This window comes from Halobacillus andaensis (assembly GCF_014636475.1).
GTDB lineage: Bacteria > Bacillota > Bacilli > Bacillales > Halobacillaceae > Halobacillus_A > Halobacillus_A andaensis.
Genome location: NZ_BMEL01000003.1, coordinates 327,710 through 352,850, shown reverse-complemented (window position 1 = coordinate 352,850; position 25,141 = coordinate 327,710). Strand labels below are relative to the sequence as shown.

Genomic DNA, 25,141 nt, shown 5'->3' with positions numbered 1-25,141 from the left:
TTATGTTTGATCAACATTCGATTGACAAGTGGCAGCACAAGATCCTAAAACACGTACTAAGCCTAAAAGACGTACAGCTTGAATTGATTATTTGTCGATGTCGCTCTCCTCATTGCCCAATTCAACGCGAAGTCTCTAAAATTATCAATCTTTGGAATCCTTCCCCTATGACTATAATGAAAGAAGAGATAGCAGATATAAAAAATTTCTCCTTGGATTTTATTTTATATGCAGGTGGACAAAAAAATGTAGAAGATGATATGAAAGATATTGCTAAGTACGGAATATGGACTTTTAAACATCAACTGGAGAAGAAACCATTCGGAATAGAGTTTTCTTATGAAAAGAAGCAAACGAAAGTTGAGTTTATAAAGTTGGAAAGAAACCAAAGCTACAGAGTGTTAAAAAATGGGGTTTATCCTACGATGTTACATTCTTATGCGAATCATTTAGAATTCATCACTGAGGAAGTTGCAGAATGGCCTTCTCAAGTATGTAGAGATATTCTGAATCATCGAGCTCATTATTTTGATAAAAACGAAAAGACCATCTATATGGAAAAACCCCGCATTGGGGTAATTCCAACATTGCAGATTTATAAGAGTGTAGCCAAGAACCGAGTTGGAAAGTGGTTCAACATGCTGTTTCGTTATGAGTATTGGAATGTTGGAGTGATAGAAAGTCCCATTCATATGTTATTGAATAACAAACAACCTAAAATACAATGGCTAATTCCAAAAAAAGATGTTTATTACGCTGATCCATTTGGTTATGAGGATGGGAATAATAATTTGAAGATTTTAATAGAGGAGGTCGATCCTCGAACTGTGAAAGGAAAGTTAAGCGAGGTGAGCTTTCGAAAAGAAGGGGGGAATTTCCATTCACTTCAAGTAGAGCATTCTAAGTTTCAACGGGAGCATCATTTGTCCTATCCTTTTTTGCTTCATTCAGAAGGAAAGATCTACTGTATTCCAGAAGCTTCAGAGGCAAATAAAGTCACCATCTATCAATTGAATACTGTAACTGGAGAATTAGAAAACCCACGTACGATTATCGATGATTTTCCAGCAGTAGATTCGACCTTCATTCATTATAACGACACCTGGTGGTTGTTCTGTACTAAAGCGTCTAGAAACGGAGCTGAAAACAGGGAATTGCACATTTATTATTCCGACGATCTGTTAAAGGGATGGAAACCTCATGCTTTAAATCCGGTGAAGATTGATGTCTCTTCATCTCGGCCGGCTGGGACACCGTTTGTATATAATAAAGAACTCTATAGACCGGCTCAAGATTGCTCGAGTACGTATGGAGGAAGCGTTGTTATTAATAAAATAACTTCATTAACTCAATATTCATTTAAGGAAGAAAGCTGTACCCATATTTTTCCGCAGAAAGATAGCCTGTATCCAGATGGATTTCATACCGTATCATCAATGAACGGTGAACTAATGATGGTTGATGGGAAAAGGATCTCTTATCACGTGTCCCATCTTTTTAAAAAATTTTATAAGGTTAGGATGATATGGGCAAATAGCAAAAAGCTTAAATTGGGATTCCTTCAAAAAAAGTTATAATTTTGCACATTTGTTCTTTATAAAGAATTTAAGTTCATTATATATTTGTTAGCGCCTAGATTATAAAGGATGGTGAAATCTAGTGAGAAGACAACAGACAGACCCATATCTTAGAGTGATTGTAGGATTCCTTGATTTATCTATACTCTGCTTAGGTCTAATCGTATTTAAATGGCTTTACTACGGTCTCACTTCGTCCTCTGGTGCATTGTTTACTATAGAGTGGGTGCTTCTTTCTATAATAGCCGGTTATATAGCTTTCTCACTATTTGATATGTACTCCGACATACATGGAAAGGACCTGAGAAAAACGATTTATAGTGTAGTATTTTCAATGGTTTTCTACCTCATGATTTTCTCTTTCTTGTCTTTATGGATGGCCCCAACCCCCATGCAGAATTCAATCCTTTTAAATGCGGGAGTCGTACAGGCTGCACTTATCATGTTATGGCGTGTAAGTTTGTGGAAGCTTATAAGAGAACATTATGGCATTCGAAAGGTAATAGTAGTAGGGAAAAATTATCCCTTTGTGCATAAAGTTTTAAAAAAATTCATTTCCCATCAACAAGGATTATATGAAGTTACTGACCATATATCTACGTTCGATCCGGCTTCTTCCAAGGTGAGAGAAGCAGATATTTTATTTATAGACACAGAGTTAAACGCGGGAAGTAAAAAGAAAATTATTCACTACTGCTTACAGAATGACAAGGAAGTTTTTGTTATTCCTGATTTTAATGATTTGCTACTAGGAAATGGTGTGTCTCGGCAAATCGATGATGTGTTGATTTATTCTCATAATACAGTGGAGTTAAGTGCATGTGAAAAGTTTATGAAAAGAGCTTTTGATCTAACAATAGCCAGCCTTCTTCTCATTATATCTAGTCCTGTATTCCTATTCCTTTACGTACTGATTCCTTTACATTCAAAAGGACCAGCTTTATACAAACAGGAAAGGTTAGGTTATAAAGCTCAACCATACTACATTTACAAATTTAGAAGTATGGTTCAAGATGCTGAACTTAACACAGGTCCTGTATTAGCTTCCGAAAAAGATCCCAGGATTACAAGTGTAGGAAAAGTAATTAGGGCCATGCGGCTCGATGAATTACCTCAATTACTCAATGTGTTGAAGGGGGAAATGAGTTTAATAGGTCCAAGGCCAGAACGAGATTATTTTGTGGAACAATTTAAAGAAGAAATCCCTGAATATGAGTATCGTTTTAACGTAAAGCCAGGCATTACTGGTTTAGCTCAAATCTACTCCAATTATACAACGGAAGTAGAGAATAAACTTCGATACGATCTTATTTATGCAAGACAGTATACATTGTCCATGGACTTGAAAATATTGTTTCAGACTTTATTAGTAATGGTCAATCATAAGCAGGCCAAAGGCACAAGTAATGAATCTAGCATGGTTAGTCAACAGAAATTGCTCAAAGGAAATATAGATTGAACTGAGTTAAACACAAAGGAGATGAACATTATGGTAAGAAACGATCATGAAATCGTGTCTATTATTACTCCTGCTTTTAACGCCTCCAATTATATACTGGAAACCATTCAATCGGTTAAAGATCAAACATATTCTAACTGGGAAATGATTATTGTAGATGACTGTTCTTCCGATAAAACTGCGGAAATCGTGCGAAAAGAAGTGGAAAGGGATCAGAGAATAAAACTTATTACATTAGTAGATAACAAAGGAGCGGCTACTGCTAGAAATATAGCAATAAAGCTTTCTAAAGGTCCTTATCTTGCTTTTTTAGACAGTGATGATTTATGGCATCCTCACAAGCTTGAAAAGCAAGTGAATTTTATGAAAGAAAAGCAAGCAGGGTTAAGCTTCACATCTTATAGAATCATGCGCGAAAATGGGGAAAAAACAGATGTTGTTTTTCATTCTGCTCCACAAATTGACTATCATGATTTATTAAGAAATACGAAAATTGGTACCTTAACTGTCATGCTGGACAAAAGAATAACAGGTGAAGTCGTGATGCCTTCATATAGAGATTGCTCGGAAGATTACGGTCTTTGGCTATCTATTCTATCCAAAGGGGTTATGGCCTACGGAATGAAAGAAGAGCTTGCAATCTATAGAAAAAGTAAAAATTCCCTTTCAGGAAACAAATGGAGTTCAGCTAAAAAAACATGGAATACGTATAGAAAAGTAAGTAAAGCTAGTATCCCCTCAGCGATTTGGTATTTTGCTAATTACTCTGTTCACGCCTATCGAAAGCATTCTCGAATTACATGATATGACATTAGGGTGGAAAGTAGAAAAGGGGGAGTATAGGTGAATAAAAGAAGGAGGCTTTCTCTTGTACAGATTTCGAGAGCCATAGCTATTCTTTTTGTGTTATTGGGACATGCTAATATCGTTTTTTATTCTGGAATAGGGTATGACTGGTTTCAGATGGGGCAGTGGGAGCGAACAGGGGGAGTAGATTTTTTCTTTATCGTGACAGGATTTATGATTTTCTACCTTTACCATAATAAAGCAGGGGTGAAAGGTGCATCTATTGACTTTATAAAGAAACGTGCAATTCGAATCTACCCTTTATATTGGATCTTCACTCTTCTTGCTTTAGCTGCTGTTTATGTTATCCCAAGTATTGGTGAACCTTACTCTATGGATGTGATTTTAAAGTCTATCTTCACTCTTCCGACAGAACCAGTTTTATCATCAGCTTGGTCACTGAGTCATATCGTGTTTTTTTATTTTTTGTTCAGCACTTACCTTTTTAAACCTAATCTATTTAAACCAATTATTATGTTATGGATCGTCATTACGGCGCTGGTTGAGACAAAATTAATAGTAAATATAGATACTTTTCTATTTAGTTTTAGCAGTTTAGAAATTCTGTTTGGCAGTTTTGTTGCTTATCTATCGTTAAAGCGGAACTTCAAGTACTCTACTCTCTTTATTATAGTGGGGTTTATAGGATATTTAAGTGTTTGGCTCAATAATATTTATCATATAGCAGACATTCATACACCTACATTCTATTGTTTGTCCGCTATGATGATCATGCTAGGGATTGCAGAGAAGGATAAAGTAGAAAGAAGAGTGCCTAAGTTCCTATCTTATTTAGGAGATGCATCTTATTCTATATATATAGCTCATGGCCCTTTTTTACAGCTGTATTTTTTATTCATGCAAAAATATCAGCTTACTTCTAGCGTTCACCCATTTATACTGATGGTTAGTATTCTCGCTTTAACAACGATCTCGTCCTGTATGGTCTATAGCATTATAGAAAGACCGTTAAATCAGTATCTAAGAACCAAGTTATTAACTAAGAAAACAGAAGAAATCAAAATACCTCAAGTCATCGCATTCTCTGGTACCAGGTACAGAAAATAATGTGGTGTGTACCAGGTACGCAGAAGAAAAAAACGGTACCAGGTACACATTCAGTAAGAAAGTGTACCTGGTACCGAAAATGGGTACCGATTAATGCACATTAAAGTAACGTGCTTCTGGGTGGGCGAAGACAATGGCTGTGACGGAGGCTTCAGGTTCCATCATGCATTCTTCTGTTAGTTCTACGCCAATTTGTTCTGGTTCAATTAGTTTAAATAATTTTCTCTGATCCTCTAACTCTGGACAAGCAGGATAGCCAAAGGAGTAACGCTGGCCTTGGTATTTTGCTGAAAAACGCTCTTGCATCGTAAAGTCAGTGGCATCTGGAAATCCCCATTTGTCTCTCATCAGCTGGTGAATATGCTCAGCTAATCCTTCCGCTGTCTCTAGGGCGAGAGCCTGCAGGGCATGACTCTTCAAATATTCCCCTTCTTCTTTGAGTTTAACGGCTTGATCACGAATCCCTTTTCCAGCCGTAACGGAGAAGAAACCGACGTAATCCATTTCTCCGCTGCTCACCGGACGTAAATAATCTGCCAGACAAAGGTATGGGGCACGATTTTGTCTAGGGAACGTAAACCGCTCTAGGATCGTTTTCTGATCTTTTGGATCATAGATAATCACATCATCCCCATCAGATTGAGCCGGGAAGAACTGGTAGAGAGCTGAAGGTTGAATCGTACCTTCTTTTTGAGCTTTCTCAATTAATTCGTCAACCACCTCTTTTAAGTGTAACGCCTTTTCATTTTTTTCCTCTAATAGTTTAGAGAATTTACCTTTTAAGCCTAAATGATGGCTAATTAACATTTGCATATTAATATAAGGCTCGATATGAGCGACGGAATAATTTTTTAGAAGGTGCTGTTTGAAATCGTGAGGCTGAAAAACGGGTACCGTTTTAGAAACGGTAGAGACAGGTTTTTCAGCTACGGCTGTAGAGGCCGGCTGTTTAGCTGCCTGCTCTGCACCTCTAGCAATGGCTTGCTCTTGTTTTTCTTGCTGTTCACGAATTAAAAGCTCTCGATCTTCTTTTTGGCTCAGTCGGTTCGATAGGGAAAGTCCGTCCATTGCATCTTTTGCATAAAATACAGTGCCCTCGTATTGTGGTGCAATTTTTGTATTGGTAAACTTTCTTGAAAGTGCTGCTCCACCAACTAGAATCGGAATGTCAATTTGCTGCTGTTTTAAATCTTGAGCAGTCAGAACCATCTGCTGGGCTGATTTTACGAGCAAACCTGAGAGACCGACAAAGTCCGGGCCTTCGTTTTTAATCTGTTCAATTAATTCAGTAGAAGTTACTTTTATACCTAGATCCACTACTTCAAATCCATTGTTGCTTAAAATGATATCCACGAGGTTTTTCCCGATATCGTGTACATCTCCTTTAACAGTAGCAAGCAGGATTTTTCCTTTTTTATTGGACGTATCATCTTTTTCCATGTGTGGTTCAAGGTGGGCGACAGAAGTCTTCATTACTTCGGCACTCTGTAAAACCTCTGCAACGATTAATTGGTTATCGTTAAATAATCGTCCGACTTCAGCCATACCATCCATTAATGGGCCGTTAATGATTTTTAATGGTGTTTCATACGTCTGTAGAGCTTCATCCAAGTCTGGAATGAGTCCTTCTTTTGTTCCTTCCACAACATAATGAGCGAGTCTTTCAGGTAAGCTCATAGTAGCTGTAGGTACTTTTACTTCTTTTTTCTTTCCGCGGTAAAAAGCTGTGAATTTCGCCAGCGTAGCATCTGTTGTTTGAAAAAGAAGCTCGTTGGCCTGGTCGATTTCTTCTTGTGCAATGGAAGCGAAGCGCTCTAATTTTTCAGTATTAACGATCGCATAGTCGAGCCCGGCTTTTGTACAATGGTAAAGGTAAACGGCATTTAACACTTCTCTTCCCACAGGAGGAAGACCAAATGAAACGTTGCTGACTCCTAAAACAGTTTGACAGTTTGGCAGTTGTTCTTTGATTAAGCGGATCCCTTCTATTGTTGCGTCTGCAGAGCCTATATATTGCTCATCTCCTGTACCAACAGGGAAGACGAGAGGGTCAAAAATAATATCTGATTCATTGAGTCCGTATTCCTCAACTAAAATATCGCGGGAGCGAATGGCGATTTCAAGCTTACGCTCAGCTGTAACGGCCATGCCTACTTCATCAATCGTACCTACAACAACAGCAGCACCATACTGCTGAACTAACGGAAGAATCTCTCTAAAACGATCTTCGCCGTCTTCTAAGTTAATCGAGTTGATGATGACTTTCCCTTGAGAATAGGTGAGGGCCTTTTCAATGACATCCGTATCGGTGGAATCGATAATAAGCGGCACTTTCACCTTGTTAATGACCTGCTTCATAAAGGCTTCCATATCACGTACTTCATCGCGATCTGGATCAGCCAGACAAATATCAATAACTTGCGCGCCTTTTTTTACTTGAGCACGCGCAATTTCTGAAGCTTCTTCAAACTTTTCTTCCGCAATCAGGCGTTTAAACTTACGGGAACCAATCACATTTGTTCGCTCTCCAACTAAAATCGGGCGGTCATTTTTATCCTCGTAAATAAAAGGTTCAATGCCGGAAACCGCATGAGGGTGACTTTCAGGAGCTTTTCTTGGTTCAAAATCTTTTATAGCTTCTACTAGTGCTCTTATGTGATCGGGGGTCGTTCCGCAGCAGCCGCCGACAACGTTCAGCCAGCCTTTCTCAGCGAATCCGGCAATTTTTTCTGCAAGTGATTCTGGTGTTTCGTGATAGTTACCTTCTTCATCAGGCAGCCCGGCATTTGGGTAACAGCTGACAGAGGTTGTGGCGAGGTCTGATAGAGAACGAATGTGATCTCTCATAAATTCTGGACCTGTTGCACAGTTTAGTCCTACAACAGCAGGCTTCATATGTTCAAGGGACAAGTAAAAGGCTTCAATTGTTTGGCCGGCAAGCGTTGTTCCCATAGGTTCAATGGTGCCTGAAACCATAAGCGGTATTTCTTGGCCAAACTCTTTAAAAGCTTTAGATATCCCTAGATAGGCTGCTTTGACATTTAGCATATCCTGGGAAGTTTCAAGTAAAAGAAGGTCAACGCCGCCTTTCAGGAGTCCTCGCGCCTGTTCCTGGTAAGCATTCGTTAAATGTTCAAAAGTTGTGCCGCCTGTAACAGAAAGTGTTTTCGTCGTTGGACCCATGGCACCGGCTACAAATCGAGGACGTTCCTTTGTTGAATGCTTTTCCGCTGCTTTTTTAGCGATTTGTGCTGCTTTACTATTGATTTCTTCAGCTAAGTGACCCAATTCATATTCATCGAGGACCAAATCGGTAGCACCAAATGTATTGGTTTCAATAATATCCGCTCCGGCTTTAAGGTACTCATCGTGGATCCACTCAATCACTTTAGGTGATGTAATATTTAAATATTCATTACATCCATCGTATAATTCTCCGCCAAAATCTTCAGGGGAAAGGTCGGCATCTTGGAGCATTGTCCCCATGGCTCCATCTAAAACTAAGATTCTATTTGATAGATGCTGATGAAATGGTGTTGTTTCCATTAAGAACCGTCCTTTCTGAACGTTGCTGATTCACTTCTTTAATATAGTTCGTTAACTCTACCGTAATTTCATAACGCAAAAATGGTGTAATTAGATAGATGCCATTAAACAGCTCGGCTGCTGTATCGATTAATGACTTAGCGATGGCAATTCCTTCTGCCTGTGCAAGAGCAGGGTCGTGGCTGACGTGTTCCATACGCTTTCTAATTTCGTCAGAAAGTGTGATCCCAGGTACTTCATTATGCAAAAATTCAGCGTTTCTTGAGCTTGTAAGCGGCATAATACCGATATAAATAGGTGCTGATATATGCTTGGTTGCTTCGTATACTTCTCTAATTTGTTCCACGCTATATACGGGTTGGCTAATGAAGTAGTCAGCTCCGTATTTGATCTTTTTCTCAAGTCGTCCGACTGCTCGGTTAAGGTTTCGTACGTTTGGATTGAAGGCAGCAGCTACTGAAAAATTCGTGTTCATACCAAGAGATTTCCCGGAAAACGAGAGGCCTTGGTTTAATTGTTTAATGTATTGAATTAAATCAAATGATGACAGATCATACACCGACGTAGCCCCAGGGAAATCACCAATTTTCGTAGGATCCCCGGTAATTGCTAATACTTCTGTGATCCCTAACGTATGCAGTCCCATCAAATGGGATTGAAGTCCAATCAAGTTACGATCTCTACATGCGATATGCACAAGAGGGTTGATATCATACTTCTGCTTAATAATGGAGGCAATGGCTGAATTGCTGATCCTTGGTGAGGCTAGTGAGTTATCAGCAAGCGTAACGGAATCAACACCAGCGTCTCTTAATGCTTGTGCTCCCCTCATGTACTTGTCTGTGTTCAGTTTTTTCGGTGGATCAAGTTCTACGATGATCGAAGACCGCTCGGCTGCTATTTCATGGAGGTGCGGGTTCGTATCTTCAACTTCCCTTGGGGTTTCAACCTCAGCTTTAGCAGGGGCGACCACCTTTTTCTGAATTGGCTTTTTTCCTTTAACTTCTTCTGCAATCGCAGCGATATGCTCCGGAGTTGTTCCACAGCATCCGCCGATTAAACGTGCTCCTTCTTCGTAAAGAGAGCGTGCACTCGCTTTAAAATAGTCCGCATCTGTTTTATAAACAAGTCGACCATCCTGATAAGCAGGTAAACTGGCATTAGGATAAGCAGATAGAACAGCTTTTTTTGGCAAAGGCACGCCTTCTAACGCTTGTGTCATATGATAGGGTCCGAGGCGGCAATTGATTCCAACTACATCCGCTCCGATATTTTCTAGTGTAGCCAAGGCTTCGTTTAGAGAAGTTCCATCCTGCAGTACGCCAGGTTCATGCATAGAAACTTGGGCAATAATAGGAAGCTTCGTTTCTTTTCTCGCAATTTGTAAAACGGTTTGAAGCTCTTCAAAGTCATAGAAGGTTTCGAGTAAAAGACCGTCTACACCTTCGAATAGCATGCAGTATAACTGTTCTCGGAAGCTGCGTTTAATTTCTTCAAGCGAGACCGCCTGCTTACTAATTGCTCGAGTTCCTCCAATTGTACCAACGACATAATTGTGCTCAGCAGCAGCTTGTTTCGCAATTTTAATTGCGGCCGTATTAATTTCTTTTACTTTATCTTCAAGTCCGTAACGGGATAGTTTAACGTAATTCGCGCCATATGTATTGGTTTGGATGACATCAGCACCTGCTTCTACATAGGCTTTATGCACATTTAATACCTCATCAGGGTGGCTGCGATTTAAATCTTCAAAACACTGATCGATTCCATAAGAGTAAAGAAGGGTTCCTAAAGCTCCATCTCCTACAAGAGTTTGTGTTTGAAGAGCATCTCTCAAATTCATACATTTCCTCCTTAGTGGTACCGAGTACCATGGTAAATAAAAAAAGCCTTCTTATAAGAAGAAGACTTTAATTCGCAATAAATCCTTCTCCTTATCTTCCAAGTTTTTGATAACTTGCTGGAGTTAGCACCATACTGTGGAACAGTGGTTGCTGAGGCTTCATAGGGCCAGTCCCTTCACCTCTCGAGATAAGAAAGCATATAAAATTTTCCTGTACAAAACATTGTTGCGACTTACATTACACTAAATAATGTTAGTAATCAAGCGAATATTCGTAATTTTTCATTTTTATTCTAAAATTATTAACTACCTTCATTAGAGTTGTATGAATTTAACAATTAACCAGTGCTAAGTACACCCTTACACTTCGACGAATTTTGACATTTATAATTAAAATGGAGTGAATTTTCTTAATATTAAAACATGTAAGCGGATTTCTGATATACTGTTCAAAAGCTTGATGTAAAGCCATTTTCATCCAATATAAAAATAATATTTTTAATTTGCTTTCCTCTATTGAATTTTTATGCATTAAAATGTATCATTAAAAACCGCAAACCCGAAATAAGTCATATGTACCAATAATATATACAAAATTCATTCATTGATGGGGGAATCACATTATGGAATTAGAGAAAAAGGAAATGCAAGTAACATCGGGCTACACAGCGGGCCAGCTTATGAAATTTTTAATACCTTCTATTATTGGAGTTTTGCTGTTTCTCGTACCTGTTTCAGTTGACGGGACAGTCACTATTGGATTGGGAATTTTAGCTGATGGACTTCAAGGGGCGATGTCTGATTATATTCCATTGTTTATGACAATCGTGCTGTGGGTTTCTGTAGTCGGCACTTTTGTTATAAAGGGAATAAGTCATCCTGGAATTAGAAATCATAAATTTATATCAAGTTTGTTTGATATTGGAGTATTTTGGATCGTGCTTCGTGCATTAGGGGCTATTTTTGCTACGATGACCCTCGTGGGAATAGGACCTGAAGTTATATCCTCTGAGTTAACTGGACAAGTTGTCCTTTTTGATTTAATTCCTGTCTTAATGGTTTGGTTTTTATTTGCTAGTTTATTTATGCCGTTACTTCTTGAATTTGGACTTATGGACTTTATTGGATCTGTCGTTCGTAAGGTCATGCAGCCTTTATTTAAACTTCCGGGACGCTCCTCGGTTGATGCTTTGGCCTCTTGGATGGGAAGTGGAACGGTTGGCGTTCTGCTAACGACTCAACAATACGAGGGAGGCTACTATTCAAAGCGTGAAGCTGCTGTGGTCGCAACTAACTTTTCTATTGCTTCCATTGCATTTAGTTTAGTGATCGCTCGATTTATTGGTATTGACCATATGTTCGTCCAATTTTACTTTACAGTAGCTGTTTGCGGGATAGTTGCTGCGGTTATTTGTCCGCGTATTCCTCCGCTTTCAAGAAAGAAGCATACGTACTATGAACCGGTTGGAAAACAAATCGATGAAGCTGTACCCGCTGGCGTGTCAAGTTTTCGCTGGGGAGTCGATCAAGCTGTAAAAAAAGCGGATCAAGTGAAAAGTGCGAAAGATGTCATCAGCCGTGGTATTTTTAATGTGGCTGATATATGGCTTGGTTTAATCCCGCTCGTTATGGCGTTGGGAACGATCGCTTTAATCATTGCCGAATTTACACCAATTTTTACGTTTTTATCTTATCCATTTATTCCTTTACTGACATTACTGCAAATCCCAGAAGCTGCTGAAGCTGCCCCGGCGATGATTGTAGGTTTTGCTGATATGTTTCTTCCAGCTGTCGTTGGTTCAGGGATTGAATCTGAACTTACTCGATTCATTATTGGGGTAATGTCTCTCACGCAACTGGTGTACATGTCAGAGATCGGGATCTTACTTATTAAATCAAAAATTCCTTTAAACTTGCTGGAGTTGTTCGTGATTTTCTTGCAGCGTACGATTGTTACTTTGCCAGTGGCAGCGCTTATGGCTCATCTATTATTCTTTTAAATCTAATGTTACGATAAATAGAAATTGTTGTAGGAGGATTTGGTTATGGGAAACGATTGGAGTCACCTGGTAGATAATATGTCAAATCGTTTAGCACCAAGTATGGCAAAGGATCATCCGAACTTGCCGGTCGTTAAAGAAGAAGGCTGCTATTATTATGGTGTGGATGGAAAAAAATATTTAGACTTTACTTCAGGAATTGCCACTACGAATGTAGGGCATCGTCATCCTAAAGTTGTAGAAGCGATCAAACAAGGAGCAGACGAGCTTGGGCATGGTCCTTCTGGAGTTATTATATATGAATCAATATTAAAGCTGGCCGATCGGCTAGCTGAAGTCATGCCTGGAAACCTCGATTGTTTCTTTTTTGGAAACAGTGGAGCTGAGGCCATTGAAGGTGCCATTAAATTAGCGAAACACGTAACGCAGCGTCCTTATATCGTTTCATTTATTGGAGGATTTCATGGCAGATCGATGGGAGCTTTGAGTGTGACGAGCTCCAAAAGTAAGTATCGAAAATTTTTACAGCCTTCAGGATCTTACCAAGTGCCATATGCACAAGTAGATGACTGTCCGGCTGGAGCTGATCCTGAACAGTATGTAGTTGACCAGTTGGAGAAGGATTTCGAACGGTTATTTGCTCATCAAGTGACACCAGATGAAGTGGCGGCTGTATTAGTTGAACCTGTCCTTGGTGAAGGAGGATATATTGTCCCTCCAAAAGCATGGCTCCAAAAAGTGAGAGAACTATGTGATCAACACGGTTTATTACTTATTTTCGATGAAGTGCAGACTGGGTTCGGTCGAACAGGTGAGTGGTTTGCCTCTCAAACGTTTGATGTCACTCCCGACATCATGGCGATTGCCAAAGGGATTGCCAATGGTATGCCGCTTAGTGCAACCGTAGCTTCTAATGAACTGATGAAGCAGTGGCCGCTCGGAAGCCACGCGACGACATTTGGCGGCAACCCCATTGCCTGTTCAGCTGCCAATGCGGTTCTTGATGTAATTGAAGAAGAAAATTTACTTGAAAATACGAGAGATGTCGGAGCTTATGCAGCGCAAAAGCTTCAAGAAATTAAAGCGAAGCATTCTGTGATCGGCCGGGTACGGTCGGTAGGGTTGATGATTGGTATTGAAATCATTGATCCTCAATCAGGGGCACCAAATAGTGATGGTTTATTTAAAGTGTTAGATACTGCTTTAGAAAATGGCGTACTGTTTTACTTTGGGGGAAATCAAACAGAGATCATCCGCATGATTCCTCCATTAACCGTAACGAAAGAACAGATTGATGAAGGACTTCGCATGTTTGATGAAGCCTTAACTGCTTATGAAAAAGAGATTGGAGTTCATAACTAACAGAAGAGAGCCTATCCTTTATATGGATAGGCTCAGCTTGTAGAGAAACCCCTTGTTTTTCTACAAGCTTTTTCTTGCCTCCAGGAGCACAGACCATTCCCTTTCCGCCGACGAACGCCAGAGTCTCCTCGTGAAAATCCACACTGCGTGGTCTCGGATCGCCCGTTTTTCCGCAGGAGTGTCATGGTCTGTGCTCCTTCGCTCTAGATTATAGCTAAAACAGACTCTCCTCCACCTAACTCACCCCAGCTAGGTGTAAGACAATCTTTTTTTAAGTTTCAACAGGCATTCGTCAGCAGCGCCTGTTCTTTAACTTTGTCTTTTCCGTGTAAGCGGCTAAGTACCATTCCCTTTCCATCCCACCTCTTAAGTTTCTGAGTTTAGGGTAGCGAAAAATGAAGTTGAATTCTCAGACACAAGACAAAAATAAGGCTGTCGAGAACTTTCCCGACAGCCTGAGAGCCTATCCATATAACAGGATAGGCTCTTTTCCTATTTAATAACTAAAACCGGGCATTTCGCGTGCTGCACAACATTGTTGCTGACGCTGCCTAAGAAAAATTTCTTAACATTACCTAATCCGCGATTGCCAATGATGATCAAATCGATATCATGTTCATCCGCATAATCACAAATTTTAACCCCTGGATTGCTTTCACTTTTTCCTACTAACGCTTCAGTGACAATCGGGTGGTGGACAGTTTTAAACTCTTCTTTAATTGCTTCTAAATCTGATTTCAACTGTTCAGCTAGTTCTGTACCAATACTTTCAGCCATCTTTGCGTTTGTAAACGGACCGGTCGGTTTAATAACTGAGACGACGTGAACTTCTGCTTCATTATTGGCCTCTTCTTTAGTAAGTGCTTCTTGTATAGCTTTTTTACTAAGTTCAGAGCCATCGTACGCCACTAAAATTCTTTCCTTCATTATAAGCACCTTCCTTGGAGTTATAATATTAAGGTTTTCCTACTTCCATTTTAACATACAATAAACAATAATTCTTCCATTCAGTGCCACTGCTGTCGAATGAAGGAAGCCTATCATGGATACACTGAGGATAAATCATAAATTTAGGTGGCGCATGTGAAAATATTATGTATTGATGGCGGAGGGATTCGAGGTATCCTTCCTGTAACCATTTTGAAAGCAATTGAGAAGGATTTAAAAAAACCAATAGGAGAGTCGTTTGACTTAGTAGCAGGGACAAGCACAGGGGCGATTATTGCCGCCTCTATTGCTTTACGCAAAAGGATGGAAGACGTCCTTCACTTTTATCAAATGTATGGGGAGAAAATATTTACAAGGCAGGCAAAAGTAGGCCTATTTAAAAGTGTATATAGTGATCGGGATTTAAGGCACATGTTACGCGATGTGTTTAAAGAAGTGAAGCTGGCAGATGTAGAGCAGCCACTTCTCATTCCTTCCGTTGATATTACTCATGGGAAACCATTTACATACCGTTCTCATGCAGATGAAGCTGATAAAGGAGTAAGCGATATTTTTTTATGGGATGCAGTCCTGTCATCATGTTCTGCTCCCGTCTACTTTCCTCCGAATAACATCTCTCAGCGATATTTATCCATTGATGGGGGACTGTGGGCTAATAATCCATCGATGGCAGCAATTACAGAAGCTATTAAATCATTTAACACAGGATTAGAAGAGGTGAATGTTCTATCATTTGGAACAGGAAAGCAAAAAATTGAATTTTCGTTTTCAAAAAACAAGTACTGGGGGTTAAGGCAATGGATGCCTTTGAAGATCCCTTCGTTAAAAACAAAACCTAAGCTGCTGGACCTAGCTCTACATTTGTCTTCAGAATCGGTTTCTTATCAAAGTCAATTATTATTAGGAGAGCGTTATTTGCGAATTGATGAGGATTTATCTAAAGAAATTCCTTTTGATGATATTCTTTGTATGGAAGAACTCATGACCTTAGGGGAAAGGGTGTATGACCAGCACAAAGAAAAGATTCTCCAGTTTTTGTTTTGAGCGCCTTTGATGGCGTTCTTTTTTTATAGAGTTGAACCGATTGAATTTTGTTGTGTGTATAAGTTTTACAGTATAATAGTTCTAAAGTAATTGTAATACTGAACATTATTTGGTTTCAGTTCACTGATTATAGGAAAATATGATTATTAAGGTTGTCGATCATTTCATGAGTAAGATTGAAATGGTTTTGAAGTTAGAGAAATGAGGATGAACGACTATGGTTCATATCGATGAATTTATACTCAATGCCAGTATATTAATTACGATCATCTATTTATCTGCTTTTCTACACAAACACTTTCTAGTTAGAACCCATGTGCAATTTAAAGCTGCCATTTTCGTTATTATTTCGATAGCAGCTGGTTGGGTGTCTATGTTTTTTGGAATACACCTCAGTCAATCCGTTATTTTTGATTTGCGTTTTATCCCTATAATTATCGTGGCGCTCTATGCAAAAAATCCTTTTCAAATTTTAATGGTCGGCGGAGGGATTGGACTGCTTCGCTTTACATTTGGAATGAGTGAGGCTGCATTAATAGGGTTCATTAACATGTTAGTTCTCTCTATTACTGGGATGATACTTAGTAAACAGTTTAAGTATAGGAATTTCACAAGAAAAATTTTCATAGTGTCGATCCTATTAAATACAGTTAATGTAGTAGTTATTGCTACGCTCGGCGTTTTATCTCCTGGTGAATATTTCAGGTTGGTTGTTCCGACAGCGTTTCCCATGAGTATCGCGCTTAGCTTGTTTTTAGCCTGGATGGTCAAAGATTTAGCAGAAGAATTTAGGTACAAAAAAGACCTCATGGAGAAAGCAAGTAGAGATCCCTTGACCAAGCTTTATAATCGTCGTGCATTTATGCGGTTTTATGACCAACATGCTAAAGACCGTAATTCTGCGCTTTCTGTTGCTTTTATAGATATCGATTATTTTAAGGAAGTCAACGATACGCACGGGCATGTGACAGGAGATTTAGTATTGCAGAAATTAAGTAAATTATTATCACAAAATTTACGCACAATTGATATTATTGCCCGCTATGGGGGAGAAGAGTTCATCGTATTGCTGCCGCACTGTAACCAGTGGAATGCTGAAAAGGCGATGGAACGAATTCGTGAGGCAATAGAAAGAGAAGTTTTTCACGTGAACGGCCTCCATCTCCAACTAACGATTTCTACAGGAATTGCTACGACAGACGATGTCGAGGCCAGTCAATTAATCCTTGCTGCGGATGAAGCGTTGTATACAGCTAAGAATAACGGGCGCAATCGCGTGGAGTGTTATAAAAGTGGGAAGACGAGGGAGCGTTTTACGAAAAAAATTCTTGTTCACTCACAAAACTATTCTTCAGGAGGGACGGAAACGATAAAAAAATAGTGCGAGGTCAGCTCTAAGTTAAAAGAACTGACCTTTTTATTTAGGGCTGTTCCGTCCCTAACACTGCGACATATTGCCAGGTATCTTTAATAATAAATTGAGAACCGTCCCAATAAAGAGGGGACTGCACGAGACCTAAGCCATCGGCGTTATATCGCCCGGCGATACGCTGAAACACAAATAATTCGTATACGCCATTTCCGTCAAAATCCACAGGGTAAGCTGTATTTAATCCAGACACCCATCCTTGTACGGGAGTTTTAAGTTTTCCGTCCTCTGTGTAGATCTCAGATAAATATTCCTCGCCTCGATTGCTAATATCCATCACGTAATCTAAATTTAACGTTTGGTTGGATACATCTACTTTATACTGATCCCGGTACATGACATCATACAAGTATTGGTCGTTAAACGTTTCGTAGTTAAACAACTCTTTGGCCTGGTTATTAAGGAAGGAATAGATGTAAACAAAATAAAAACCTCCACTTCCGCCAGAGTTAATATTAATTTGAATATCATCTATACCATCCCCAGTAAAATCACCTAGAAACAGAGTAGGTGCATATCCGGCATTTGATTGAAGAGGTACGCTGTAAAACGTTTGTGTTCTTCCGTCTTGAATCACTAGAGTAATATCGGTCGTATAAGGACTCCCGGTCTCGTTTGGCTTTTTTCCCGTCAAGTACACATTGTCCATCACTCCGTTTCCATTCACATCTCCTTGAGCAAAAGCCAGAACTGTCGGCTGATTCATGGTCTGTCTATAATCATATGGATACATAATATCCTCTCCTTCAGATGATTCCGCGTATATGCTATTCTATGCTTCGGTAAACGAACAATAATATGAAAAAAGTTGGAAAGACTTTTGTAGACGATTGGCTGGGTCATGGTATATCCTTAAAGGACGGTACTACATAGATAAAGGAGAAGAAAAGAATGTCTATTCGTAAACGATTTATGCGATCAAATCTGGCGATTGTCATTGTTCCAATGCTATTGTTTCTTTTCGTAGAAGGATATTTACTTTTATATACATTTGACTTTAGTTCACAACAGGGAGATCAGCTTACGTTTCTATCGATTCATATTGTTGGGTGGTTGGTGCTTTTACTGATCACGAACGTTTTGTTTATTTACTTTGTAACGAAAAACGTCATTAAACCAATGAAGAACCTTACAAAAGCAGCTGAAGAAGTGAGTGCAGGGCAAATCGAAACCCCTTTTGTACGAATGAAAAAAGATGAAATTGGTAAACTTGCAGATTCTTTCGAGAATTTAAGGCTGCAATTACTAGAATCAGAAGATGTGAAACAAAAATATTCAGAAAACAGAAAGAAACTTTTATACAACATCTCAAATGATTTAAGACTTCCGATGTCGTTTATTAAGGAACAGGTCGAAGTTGCGCAAAGGGAAAATGCTTCTCGTGAAGAAGTCGATTCTGCCTTACAGGCTGTTCATATGAAGTCGATTGTACTTGAACGTTTGATTGATGAACTGTTTCAGCATTCTGAACTTGATATGGGGCGCCTGGCCTTTTATTTTAAAAAGGTGGAAATGCGTTCGTTTCTAATTGAAATCATGGAAGGTTTTCAAGAGGAATGGGAAGAGGTTACATTTACCTTTGAAGCCGATCAAGTTAAACCTTATGAGGCAAAAGCGGACCCGGCTCAATTAAAACGTGTCATGGTTCACTTGATTAACAACTGCTTGCGATTTATGGATAAAGAAGAGAAAAAGGTTGATATTCGTTTACAGGAAAAACGTGGGGAAATCATAGTTGAAGTTACGGATAATGGACCGGGTATTCTAGATAATGACCTTCCGCATATTTTTGAATTGTTTTATCAATCCGAACAAACGAAAATGTTCTCCGAGGGAGGAAGCGGCCTTGGTTTGCCAATTTCAAAGCGAATCATCGAAGAGCATGAAGGGTGGATAAAAGCTGCAAGCCGTATTGGACATGGCACGACGATGACCTTTACTCTCCCGACGTATGAATAATAAAAAAAGCTTGTAGAGAATTCCTGGCATCCTCTACAAGCTTTTTTTACATTTACCTGAACGCAGATAACAAGGTTACGTCCCATTGTTTGGAGAAAAGAAAAAATTCGCTTTCCGTCAAGACCTGCGGAAAGGGGGGCATTTCCACAACCCTTTATTCTGCCAACTTAACGGAACCTTTTTCGTGGAAGGCGTAACAATGAGTTAAATACGGCTGAATCCTTCTTCTTCTAGAAAATTAGCGGCTTCTTCGTATGAATTAAAGGCGCCTTCTAAATCTTCTCCTGCATAAACATGGTATCCATCATCTTCTCGCATAAGGAAAAGGGAGAAATCACCGTCATTCATCCATTCTTCAAAGACCGGATTTTTTTCTGCAGGCGTAGAAGATAAAGAATCAATGGCTTTACGAACGATGTTTCTCAATTCATCTCCGCTAAAATCACGAATGTTTACCATTCCTCGATCATCCGTAGGGTAGTCTTCAATCTCACCTGCGTATACGAAACCATTGCCGTTAGGATGTAGATGGTAAACAACGTTTTTCTTATCATAAAGACTTTCCTCGTAATGGAAGTTGACACGACCTAGTGAGACTTCTTTTTTAGTCAGCTCACCAAACTCTTCTATAATAGCGATCTTTTCTTCAAACGTTAGCATAATAGCCTCCTGCTGATTTTGTAATTCGTTCATTATAGCACAGCGGAGGAAGAATCCGAAATCTCAAATCAAATTTTGATTGTAAGTGCCTGTGAAAGATGGTATAGTTATGGAGCGATGAGCTGTTTGTGTAAGACGAAGTATATGCCTTCGAGGCTAAACGACGAATGTGGTCGTCGGTACATTCGCGACAAAAGATCGAAAGCTTTCCCTGAAACACGGGAAAGCTTTTTTTGATATGGATTTGTTAAATTTCATTATTGATCTTCTTCTATGAAAAAGAAGTGGAGCGTTGGGGAGGGAAAGGACTCGTTTTCCGTCACGCCTCGCTAAAAGCCGACTCTTTTTCTACATAAAAGTAGTGGATGGGTTACCCATATAATGAAGGATCAACACGAACATTTAACAAAGCCTTTGATATAGTAGTTTCAACTTCTTCAAATAAAAGGGAAGGTGAACGAAATGTATTTAACGGTAGAAGAAACGGCTAAATATTTAGATGTTCCAAAAGAGTATGTAGAGCATTTAATTAGAGAGAAGAAGGTACGTTGTATCCATGACGGGGAGCAATATTTAATTAATAATGCTCAATTTGATACATATTTTGAGCAGGTGGAGAAGTACCGTGCCATGATACAGGACTATTTAAATGAGCCTATTCCTCAAGATCGAGATATAAAAGATGAAGATTAACAAAAAAAGCAGGGTAAAAATTGAGGCCGCTGAAAAACTGAAGGTCCATGAAAGGTATAATTTTAAAAAGCGGTCTGTGCGAATTTAATTTCTACACAGACCGCTTTTCTTCTAACTTTTAAGAGATTTACTTCTATTCCTTCATAAGTTTAACGATTCGTTTCACTTAGCTGGGAAAAGCGCCATCGCACCCTGTAACATAAGAATTGGTTTTTAGATTGATCTCTGTTGATGCCACGATAAGCGTTCGGTGGTGACGACCTGGTCGATTAAAACCGGCCACTTCCTGTGGCCAACATCGACACTAGCACGTCCGGTGCGTCGCGGGAAGAGCGCGAGCCGAAGATCCACTTGGTCAAGTGAACTTCTTGACCAAGTTAGCTGAGGTCGTGCCCGCGGCAAGCCTCCACCGAAAAGCGATTCGTGAGGTTCAACTACAATCTTTAACACCTTTTTTAGAATAAAAGGACTTTTTCAGTGCACTCAAAAATCCCCTGCTTTTTTTACTTTTTATATGTTCTCTTTCCTCGCTGCCACGTCTCTGTAACTTGAATTTTGTTGATGTCTTCCATCCGAATCTCTAGAGGATGCTGATCTAAAATGACAAAGTCAGCTTGATAGCCTGGTGCGATTTTTCCTTTTCTAGTTTCTCCGTATTCTAGGTAAGAAGGAGTGACCGTGAATGAGTGAAAACTCTCATTTACTGAAAGTTTCTCTTGCGGCATCCATCCGCCTTGAGGCTGTTGATTTAGATCCATACGATTGACCGCAGTATAAATACTGACCAAAGGGTTGATGCTTCCAATTGGTAAGTCCGAGCTTAGTGTAATGGGAATATGACCTCGAACTAAACTTTTAAAAGGGTCACTAAAGCGAAGTAACTCTTCAGGTGTCCAAAGGTGTTTTTTATCCCATTCCCCTAAAAGAAACGAAGGCTGTGTTTCAATATAAGGCTTAATTTTTTGCAGTCGCTGAATTAAGTCGGGCGCTAAGGTCTGCGCATGAATAATCCGGTGTCTAAGCTTAGCAGTGTGAGACTCTTTTTGCTCTAAAGCTTCAATAGCTTGTTCAACCGCTCGGTCGCCAATCGCATGCATGGCCACTTGCATGTTGTTCTCGCTGGCTAGGGAAACCATTTCATTCAGCTGGTTTTGAGAATAGATGAGCGGTCCGGTTGCATTAGGGTCATCAGGGTAAGGATTTCTCATGGATGCTGTATGAAGACGCTGGGTACCATCCAAAAAGATTTTTATAGCTCCTACTTTAACTTGGTTGGTCCCATCACCTGTGCGACGAGTGTGGGTTTCTAGAAAGTGAGTTAAATCGCTAATATCGAATATATAGTGGTGAAGCTGAACATCAATAGGTAGTTTCCCTTCCTCTTCAAGTTCCGTATAAGCTTGCCATAGCCGATCATAATCCCCAATAAAACTCCGGTCATCTGTGTGCACGGAAGTTAGTCCATTTTCGCTCAAATAAGGAAATGCAGCTAAAAGGGACTGCTTAGCATCTTCCACAGATCTTCCCCAAAACCGATGGTTAATGTAATGAACCGCTGTATCTTTAAAACGTCCTGTCCAATTGCCATCTTCATCTTTTTCCTTAAACTCTTCGGGTTCTTTTTTAAATGCTTCTTCTTGCTTTAACAATTCCATGGCTTTCTCACTAATTACGCATTCATGCCCATCTTCGTGCAGGAGGTAGATATAAGCATTCGCTTGAATGTCATTTAAATCTTTTGCTGTTAACAACTGATCCAAATCTTCAAAATGATCATCGTTAAATCCTTTTCCAAAAAACCATCCACCTTCGTCTAAATTTTCATAGTGGTTTTCTATTAACTCTTTCATTTCTTGATAGCTGTTTGCTTCTGTTAAGTCTAATTCTTTCTTTAACAACCCATAACGCAGCAAATGCATGTGACTGTCATTAAATCCAGGGCTAAGTACTTTTCCTTCCCCATCTATGGTTGGCTCAGTCCCAGTGTAAGGACTTGAGTGGATTTGCTTAATTTTATCGGACTGTATCTCCACTGCAAACTTTTCATTACGATCTTCGTATTCATAAGGCTGATATATTCTTACATTATCCAAAATCATGCAGTTACTCCTCTCAACTATTTTCTACAGTTTTTCTACCCTTACTATACTCCGTTTAACCTTCTAATAGGGGAGCTCATTGTAGTTCCTTCATTTTGCTTGGATAAAAGGAAGAGGAAAAGCGCCTCTTTAAGAGAAAGTGAAGGAACAAGCATTACTGACGGCTGCCTGCCAGAATATAAAAAAGATTGACCTTCATCTAAAATGAGGGTCAATCTTTTTCAATATCGGAAGGACGAATACTGCGAGACTCCAGCGGGAAAAAGGCGATCCGAGACTCCGGAGCGTGGGTTTTCGCAAGGAGGCTCGGGCGTTCGGCCGTTGGAACGTCCACCCAAAAAAGCTTGTAGAAAAACCCGGGGTTTCTCTACAAGCTGAAAAGCAGAGCGTCTCTGCTCTGCTTTTGGGGTTATTCTTTAACAGCAATGGCTTCTATTTCAACCTTTGCTCCTTTAGGAAGCTTTCCTACTTCAACCGCAGCACGCGCTGGATACGGTTCGCTTAAATAACTGGCATATACTTCATTAACTACGGCAAAATCATCCATAGAATCCAAATAGATATTTGCTTTAGCTATATGTTTGTAATTCAACCCAGCCTCTTCAAGGATCGCTCCTAGGTTTTTCATCACTTGGTGAGCTTGGTCCTTAACATCTTCCGATACAAATTCCATTGTCTGTGGGTCCAGAGGAATCTGACCGGAAATAAAAATAAGGTTTCCTACATCTGCTGCTTGAGAATAAGGTCCGATTGCTGCAGGTGCTTGATCTGTAGCTAGTGGTTTAAACATAATGGTCACTCCTTTTATGTAGTTAGTTTCCATCCTACCATGACTCAGATAAATAGCGAAATTTTTTCAAATTAGAACATAGTTTTTGTTCATGCCGTTATCATTTCCTGGGAAATAATGAAGAAAAAAATAGAATAATGGCGACACTATCTCGGGGATGTCTGTAAGCCATTATACCTTAATAATAGTAAAAAAAAGAATAATTTTAGTGACTGGCATTCCATATTTATATGCTCACATCCCCTATCATAGTTAATGATTACGGTAAAACTAGATTTAGTGATACACTATGAAGGGATTTTAGTCATCAAGGAGGAAGTCTAGTGGGAAATCAAGAAAATAACGAAGTCATTGATGAAGCCGTAGGAGAAAAAAAGATAAAGAAATTAGAATTCCGTGGTGGCGTTTTTGCTGCAACCATACCATTAGTCTTTTTCATCGTGTGGGCTATCACACTTAGTGTCTCACAGCTTGTCACAGAGGAGGCGCTTGTACTGGGAATGGTGATTGGCGTAGCCATCGGTTTGTTCTTTTGTAAGTCAAAATGGGCCGATTATGCTCAAAGTTTAATTTCAGGGATGGCGCAGCCTGTAGGTGTAGTTGCGGTTATTGCCTGGTTTTGGGCTGGGATGTTTGCCACACTGTTATCAGCAGGTGGATTAGTCGATGGACTGATTTGGTTTGGATTTCAAACAGGTCTTGAAGGTGGAGCATTTGTAGGAATAACTTTTCTGCTTTCTGCGCTGTTTGCTACAGCTGTAGGTACAGGCTATGGAACTGTAGCTACATTTGGAATACTTATGTATCCGGCGGGTGTTATTCTAGGAGCCGACCCCGTCATTTTACTTGCTGCTATTTTAAGTGGTGCCGTGTTTGGTGATAATTTAGCGCCTGTATCAGACACGACCATCGTTTCGGCTACTACTCAGGAAGCAGATGTACCTGGCGTCGTTCGCTCAAGGTTTAAATACTCCGTAACTGCTGCCGTTCCAGCACTTATTTTATTCGTCATCTTCGGAGGAGGAGGTACTATGGGGAATACTCAAGTAATGAGCGACCTTCAACAAGAGGTGTCTGCTGATGGATTGCTCTTATTAATTCCGTTTGCCCTTGTGCTGTTCTTGGCATTGTCTGGCCATCATCTACTGACATCCCTAACTTGGGGAATTGTAGCTGCTGTAGTCGTCATGGGTCTTGCAGGTATTCCATTAACTGAAGTGCTGCATATTTATCAAAACGATGCAGGTGATGCGGTTATTGAAGGAGCTCTTATGGAAGGGATAGGCGGATACTTTAATATGGCCATTCTGATTCTATTTATTTTAGCAGCCGCTCATTTAATGGAAGTGGCTGGAACAATGGAGACCATTAAGAACTTCTTCTTAGGAATTATTAAAAATGTAGTACGTCGCGCAGAATTAACGATGTTTGGAATTGTGGCATTTTTAAATATATTTATTACCATTAATACTGCTGCTGAAATTGCAGCTGCACCGTTTGTGCGAAAGTTAGGGAAAGAGATGAACATTCACCCTTATCGTAGAGCGAACTTTTTAGATACAGTGACGTCTTCACTAGGGTATATTTTTCCCTGGAGCGGCGGTGTCCTGCTCGCCTGGGCGACCATCCAGGGAGCGGCTGATGACTACGAGTTCATACCAGTTGTCAGCCCAACAGAGGTTTTTCCCTTCGTATTTCAAGGGTGGGGATTGCTGATTGTTATGTTTATCGCGGCCCTGACTGGTTGGGGATTACGATTTAATGGGAAAAATGGAGAAGAAGTTAAGCCAAAGGATTATTATTCTGAAGCTTAGCAAG

18 protein-coding genes and 1 riboswitch are annotated in these 25,141 nt (G+C 39.8%); of the genes, 11 read left to right on the top strand and 7 right to left on the bottom strand.

The annotated features are described in order from the left end of the window. Positions 1–2: 2 nt before the first annotated feature. The 4 genes from IEV27_RS13085 (at position 3) to IEV27_RS13070 (ending at position 4,950) form a co-directional block, all read left to right on the top strand. A complete protein-coding gene (locus tag IEV27_RS13085; protein WP_188377941.1) occupies positions 3–1,577 on the top strand; it encodes a glucosamine inositolphosphorylceramide transferase family protein in 1,575 nt (524 codons plus the stop codon). A gap of 82 nt (positions 1,578–1,659) precedes the next feature. After that, entirely contained in the window at positions 1,660–3,036 is a 1,377-nt protein-coding gene (locus tag IEV27_RS13080) for a sugar transferase (protein WP_188377940.1), read from the top strand. 30 nt (positions 3,037–3,066) lie between these two features. Beyond that, positions 3,067–3,840: a glycosyltransferase family 2 protein gene (locus IEV27_RS13075; protein WP_229735312.1), complete on the top strand. Its 774-nt coding sequence runs from the start codon at positions 3,067–3,069 to the stop codon at positions 3,838–3,840. Positions 3,841–3,879: 39 nt separating this feature from the next. Beyond that, positions 3,880–4,950: an acyltransferase family protein gene (locus tag IEV27_RS13070; RefSeq protein WP_188377938.1), complete on the top strand. Its 1,071-nt coding sequence runs from the start codon at positions 3,880–3,882 to the stop codon at positions 4,948–4,950. Between the two features lie 90 nt (positions 4,951–5,040). Here IEV27_RS13070 and metH read toward each other — a convergent pair whose 3' ends face one another. After that, the gene (gene metH / locus IEV27_RS13065) at positions 5,041–8,496 is read right to left on the bottom strand and encodes a methionine synthase (protein ID WP_188377937.1); all 3,456 of its coding nucleotides are present in this window, start codon (positions 8,494–8,496) and stop codon (positions 5,041–5,043) included. Beyond that, complete coding sequence (locus tag IEV27_RS13060; protein ID WP_188377936.1) at positions 8,459–10,339, bottom strand: bifunctional homocysteine S-methyltransferase/methylenetetrahydrofolate reductase; 1,881 nt, start codon at positions 10,337–10,339, stop codon at positions 8,459–8,461. Before IEV27_RS13060 ends, metH begins: the two co-directional genes overlap by 38 nt. Positions 10,340–10,427: 88 nt before the next feature. Beyond that, a riboswitch (SAM riboswitch) is annotated at positions 10,428–10,534 on the bottom strand. 428 nt (positions 10,535–10,962) lie between these two features. Between IEV27_RS13060 and IEV27_RS13055 the strand changes: the two genes are divergently transcribed. Continuing rightward, on the top strand, positions 10,963–12,339 hold the full coding sequence (locus tag IEV27_RS13055) for a YjiH family protein (protein WP_188377935.1): 1,377 nt from the start codon (positions 10,963–10,965) through the stop codon (positions 12,337–12,339). Between the two features lie 45 nt (positions 12,340–12,384). After that, a complete protein-coding gene (locus tag IEV27_RS13050; RefSeq protein ID WP_188377934.1) occupies positions 12,385–13,701 on the top strand; it encodes an aspartate aminotransferase family protein in 1,317 nt (438 codons plus the stop codon). Between the two features lie 492 nt (positions 13,702–14,193). Here IEV27_RS13050 and IEV27_RS13045 read toward each other — a convergent pair whose 3' ends face one another. Then, a complete protein-coding gene (locus IEV27_RS13045; RefSeq protein WP_188377933.1) occupies positions 14,194–14,628 on the bottom strand; it encodes a universal stress protein in 435 nt (144 codons plus the stop codon). 156 nt (positions 14,629–14,784) lie between these two features. On the opposite strand from IEV27_RS13045, the gene IEV27_RS13040 reads away from it, so the two are divergent. Together IEV27_RS13040 and IEV27_RS13035 are read left to right on the top strand one after the other, a co-directional pair. Then, positions 14,785–15,693, top strand: coding sequence for a CBASS cGAMP-activated phospholipase (locus tag IEV27_RS13040; RefSeq protein ID WP_188377932.1), 909 nt, complete (start codon positions 14,785–14,787; stop codon positions 15,691–15,693). Between the two features lie 217 nt (positions 15,694–15,910). Beyond that, a complete protein-coding gene (locus tag IEV27_RS13035; protein ID WP_188377931.1) occupies positions 15,911–17,074 on the top strand; it encodes a diguanylate cyclase in 1,164 nt (387 codons plus the stop codon). 40 nt (positions 17,075–17,114) lie between these two features. Here IEV27_RS13035 and IEV27_RS13030 read toward each other — a convergent pair whose 3' ends face one another. Further along, a complete protein-coding gene (locus tag IEV27_RS13030) occupies positions 17,115–17,855 on the bottom strand; it encodes a YybI family spore inner coat protein (RefSeq protein ID WP_188377930.1) in 741 nt (246 codons plus the stop codon). A 158-nt stretch (positions 17,856–18,013) separates the two neighbouring features. Between IEV27_RS13030 and IEV27_RS13025 the strand changes: the two genes are divergently transcribed. Beyond that, the gene (locus IEV27_RS13025) at positions 18,014–19,081 is read left to right on the top strand and encodes a sensor histidine kinase (protein ID WP_188377929.1); all 1,068 of its coding nucleotides are present in this window, start codon (positions 18,014–18,016) and stop codon (positions 19,079–19,081) included. A 204-nt stretch (positions 19,082–19,285) separates the two neighbouring features. On the opposite strand, the gene IEV27_RS13020 is transcribed toward IEV27_RS13025, so the two are convergent. After that, entirely contained in the window at positions 19,286–19,741 is a 456-nt protein-coding gene (locus IEV27_RS13020; protein WP_188377928.1) for a hypothetical protein, read from the bottom strand. 462 nt (positions 19,742–20,203) lie between these two features. On the opposite strand from IEV27_RS13020, the gene IEV27_RS13015 reads away from it, so the two are divergent. Beyond that, positions 20,204–20,434, top strand: a complete 231-nt coding sequence (locus IEV27_RS13015; RefSeq protein ID WP_188377927.1) for an excisionase family DNA-binding protein — start codon at positions 20,204–20,206, stop codon at positions 20,432–20,434. 503 nt (positions 20,435–20,937) lie between these two features. Here IEV27_RS13015 and IEV27_RS13010 read toward each other — a convergent pair. Both IEV27_RS13010 and IEV27_RS13005 read right to left on the bottom strand, forming a co-directional pair. Beyond that, positions 20,938–22,533: an amidohydrolase gene (locus tag IEV27_RS13010; RefSeq protein ID WP_188377926.1), complete on the bottom strand. Its 1,596-nt coding sequence runs from the start codon at positions 22,531–22,533 to the stop codon at positions 20,938–20,940. A 409-nt stretch (positions 22,534–22,942) separates the two neighbouring features. Further along, on the bottom strand, positions 22,943–23,323 hold the full coding sequence (locus IEV27_RS13005) for a RidA family protein (RefSeq protein ID WP_188377925.1): 381 nt from the start codon (positions 23,321–23,323) through the stop codon (positions 22,943–22,945). A 323-nt stretch (positions 23,324–23,646) separates the two neighbouring features. Here IEV27_RS13005 and IEV27_RS13000 point away from each other — a divergent pair, with 323 nt between their 5' ends. Next, positions 23,647–25,137, top strand: coding sequence for a Na+/H+ antiporter NhaC family protein (locus IEV27_RS13000; protein WP_188377924.1), 1,491 nt, complete (start codon positions 23,647–23,649; stop codon positions 25,135–25,137). The last annotated feature ends 4 nt before the right edge of the window (positions 25,138–25,141 follow it).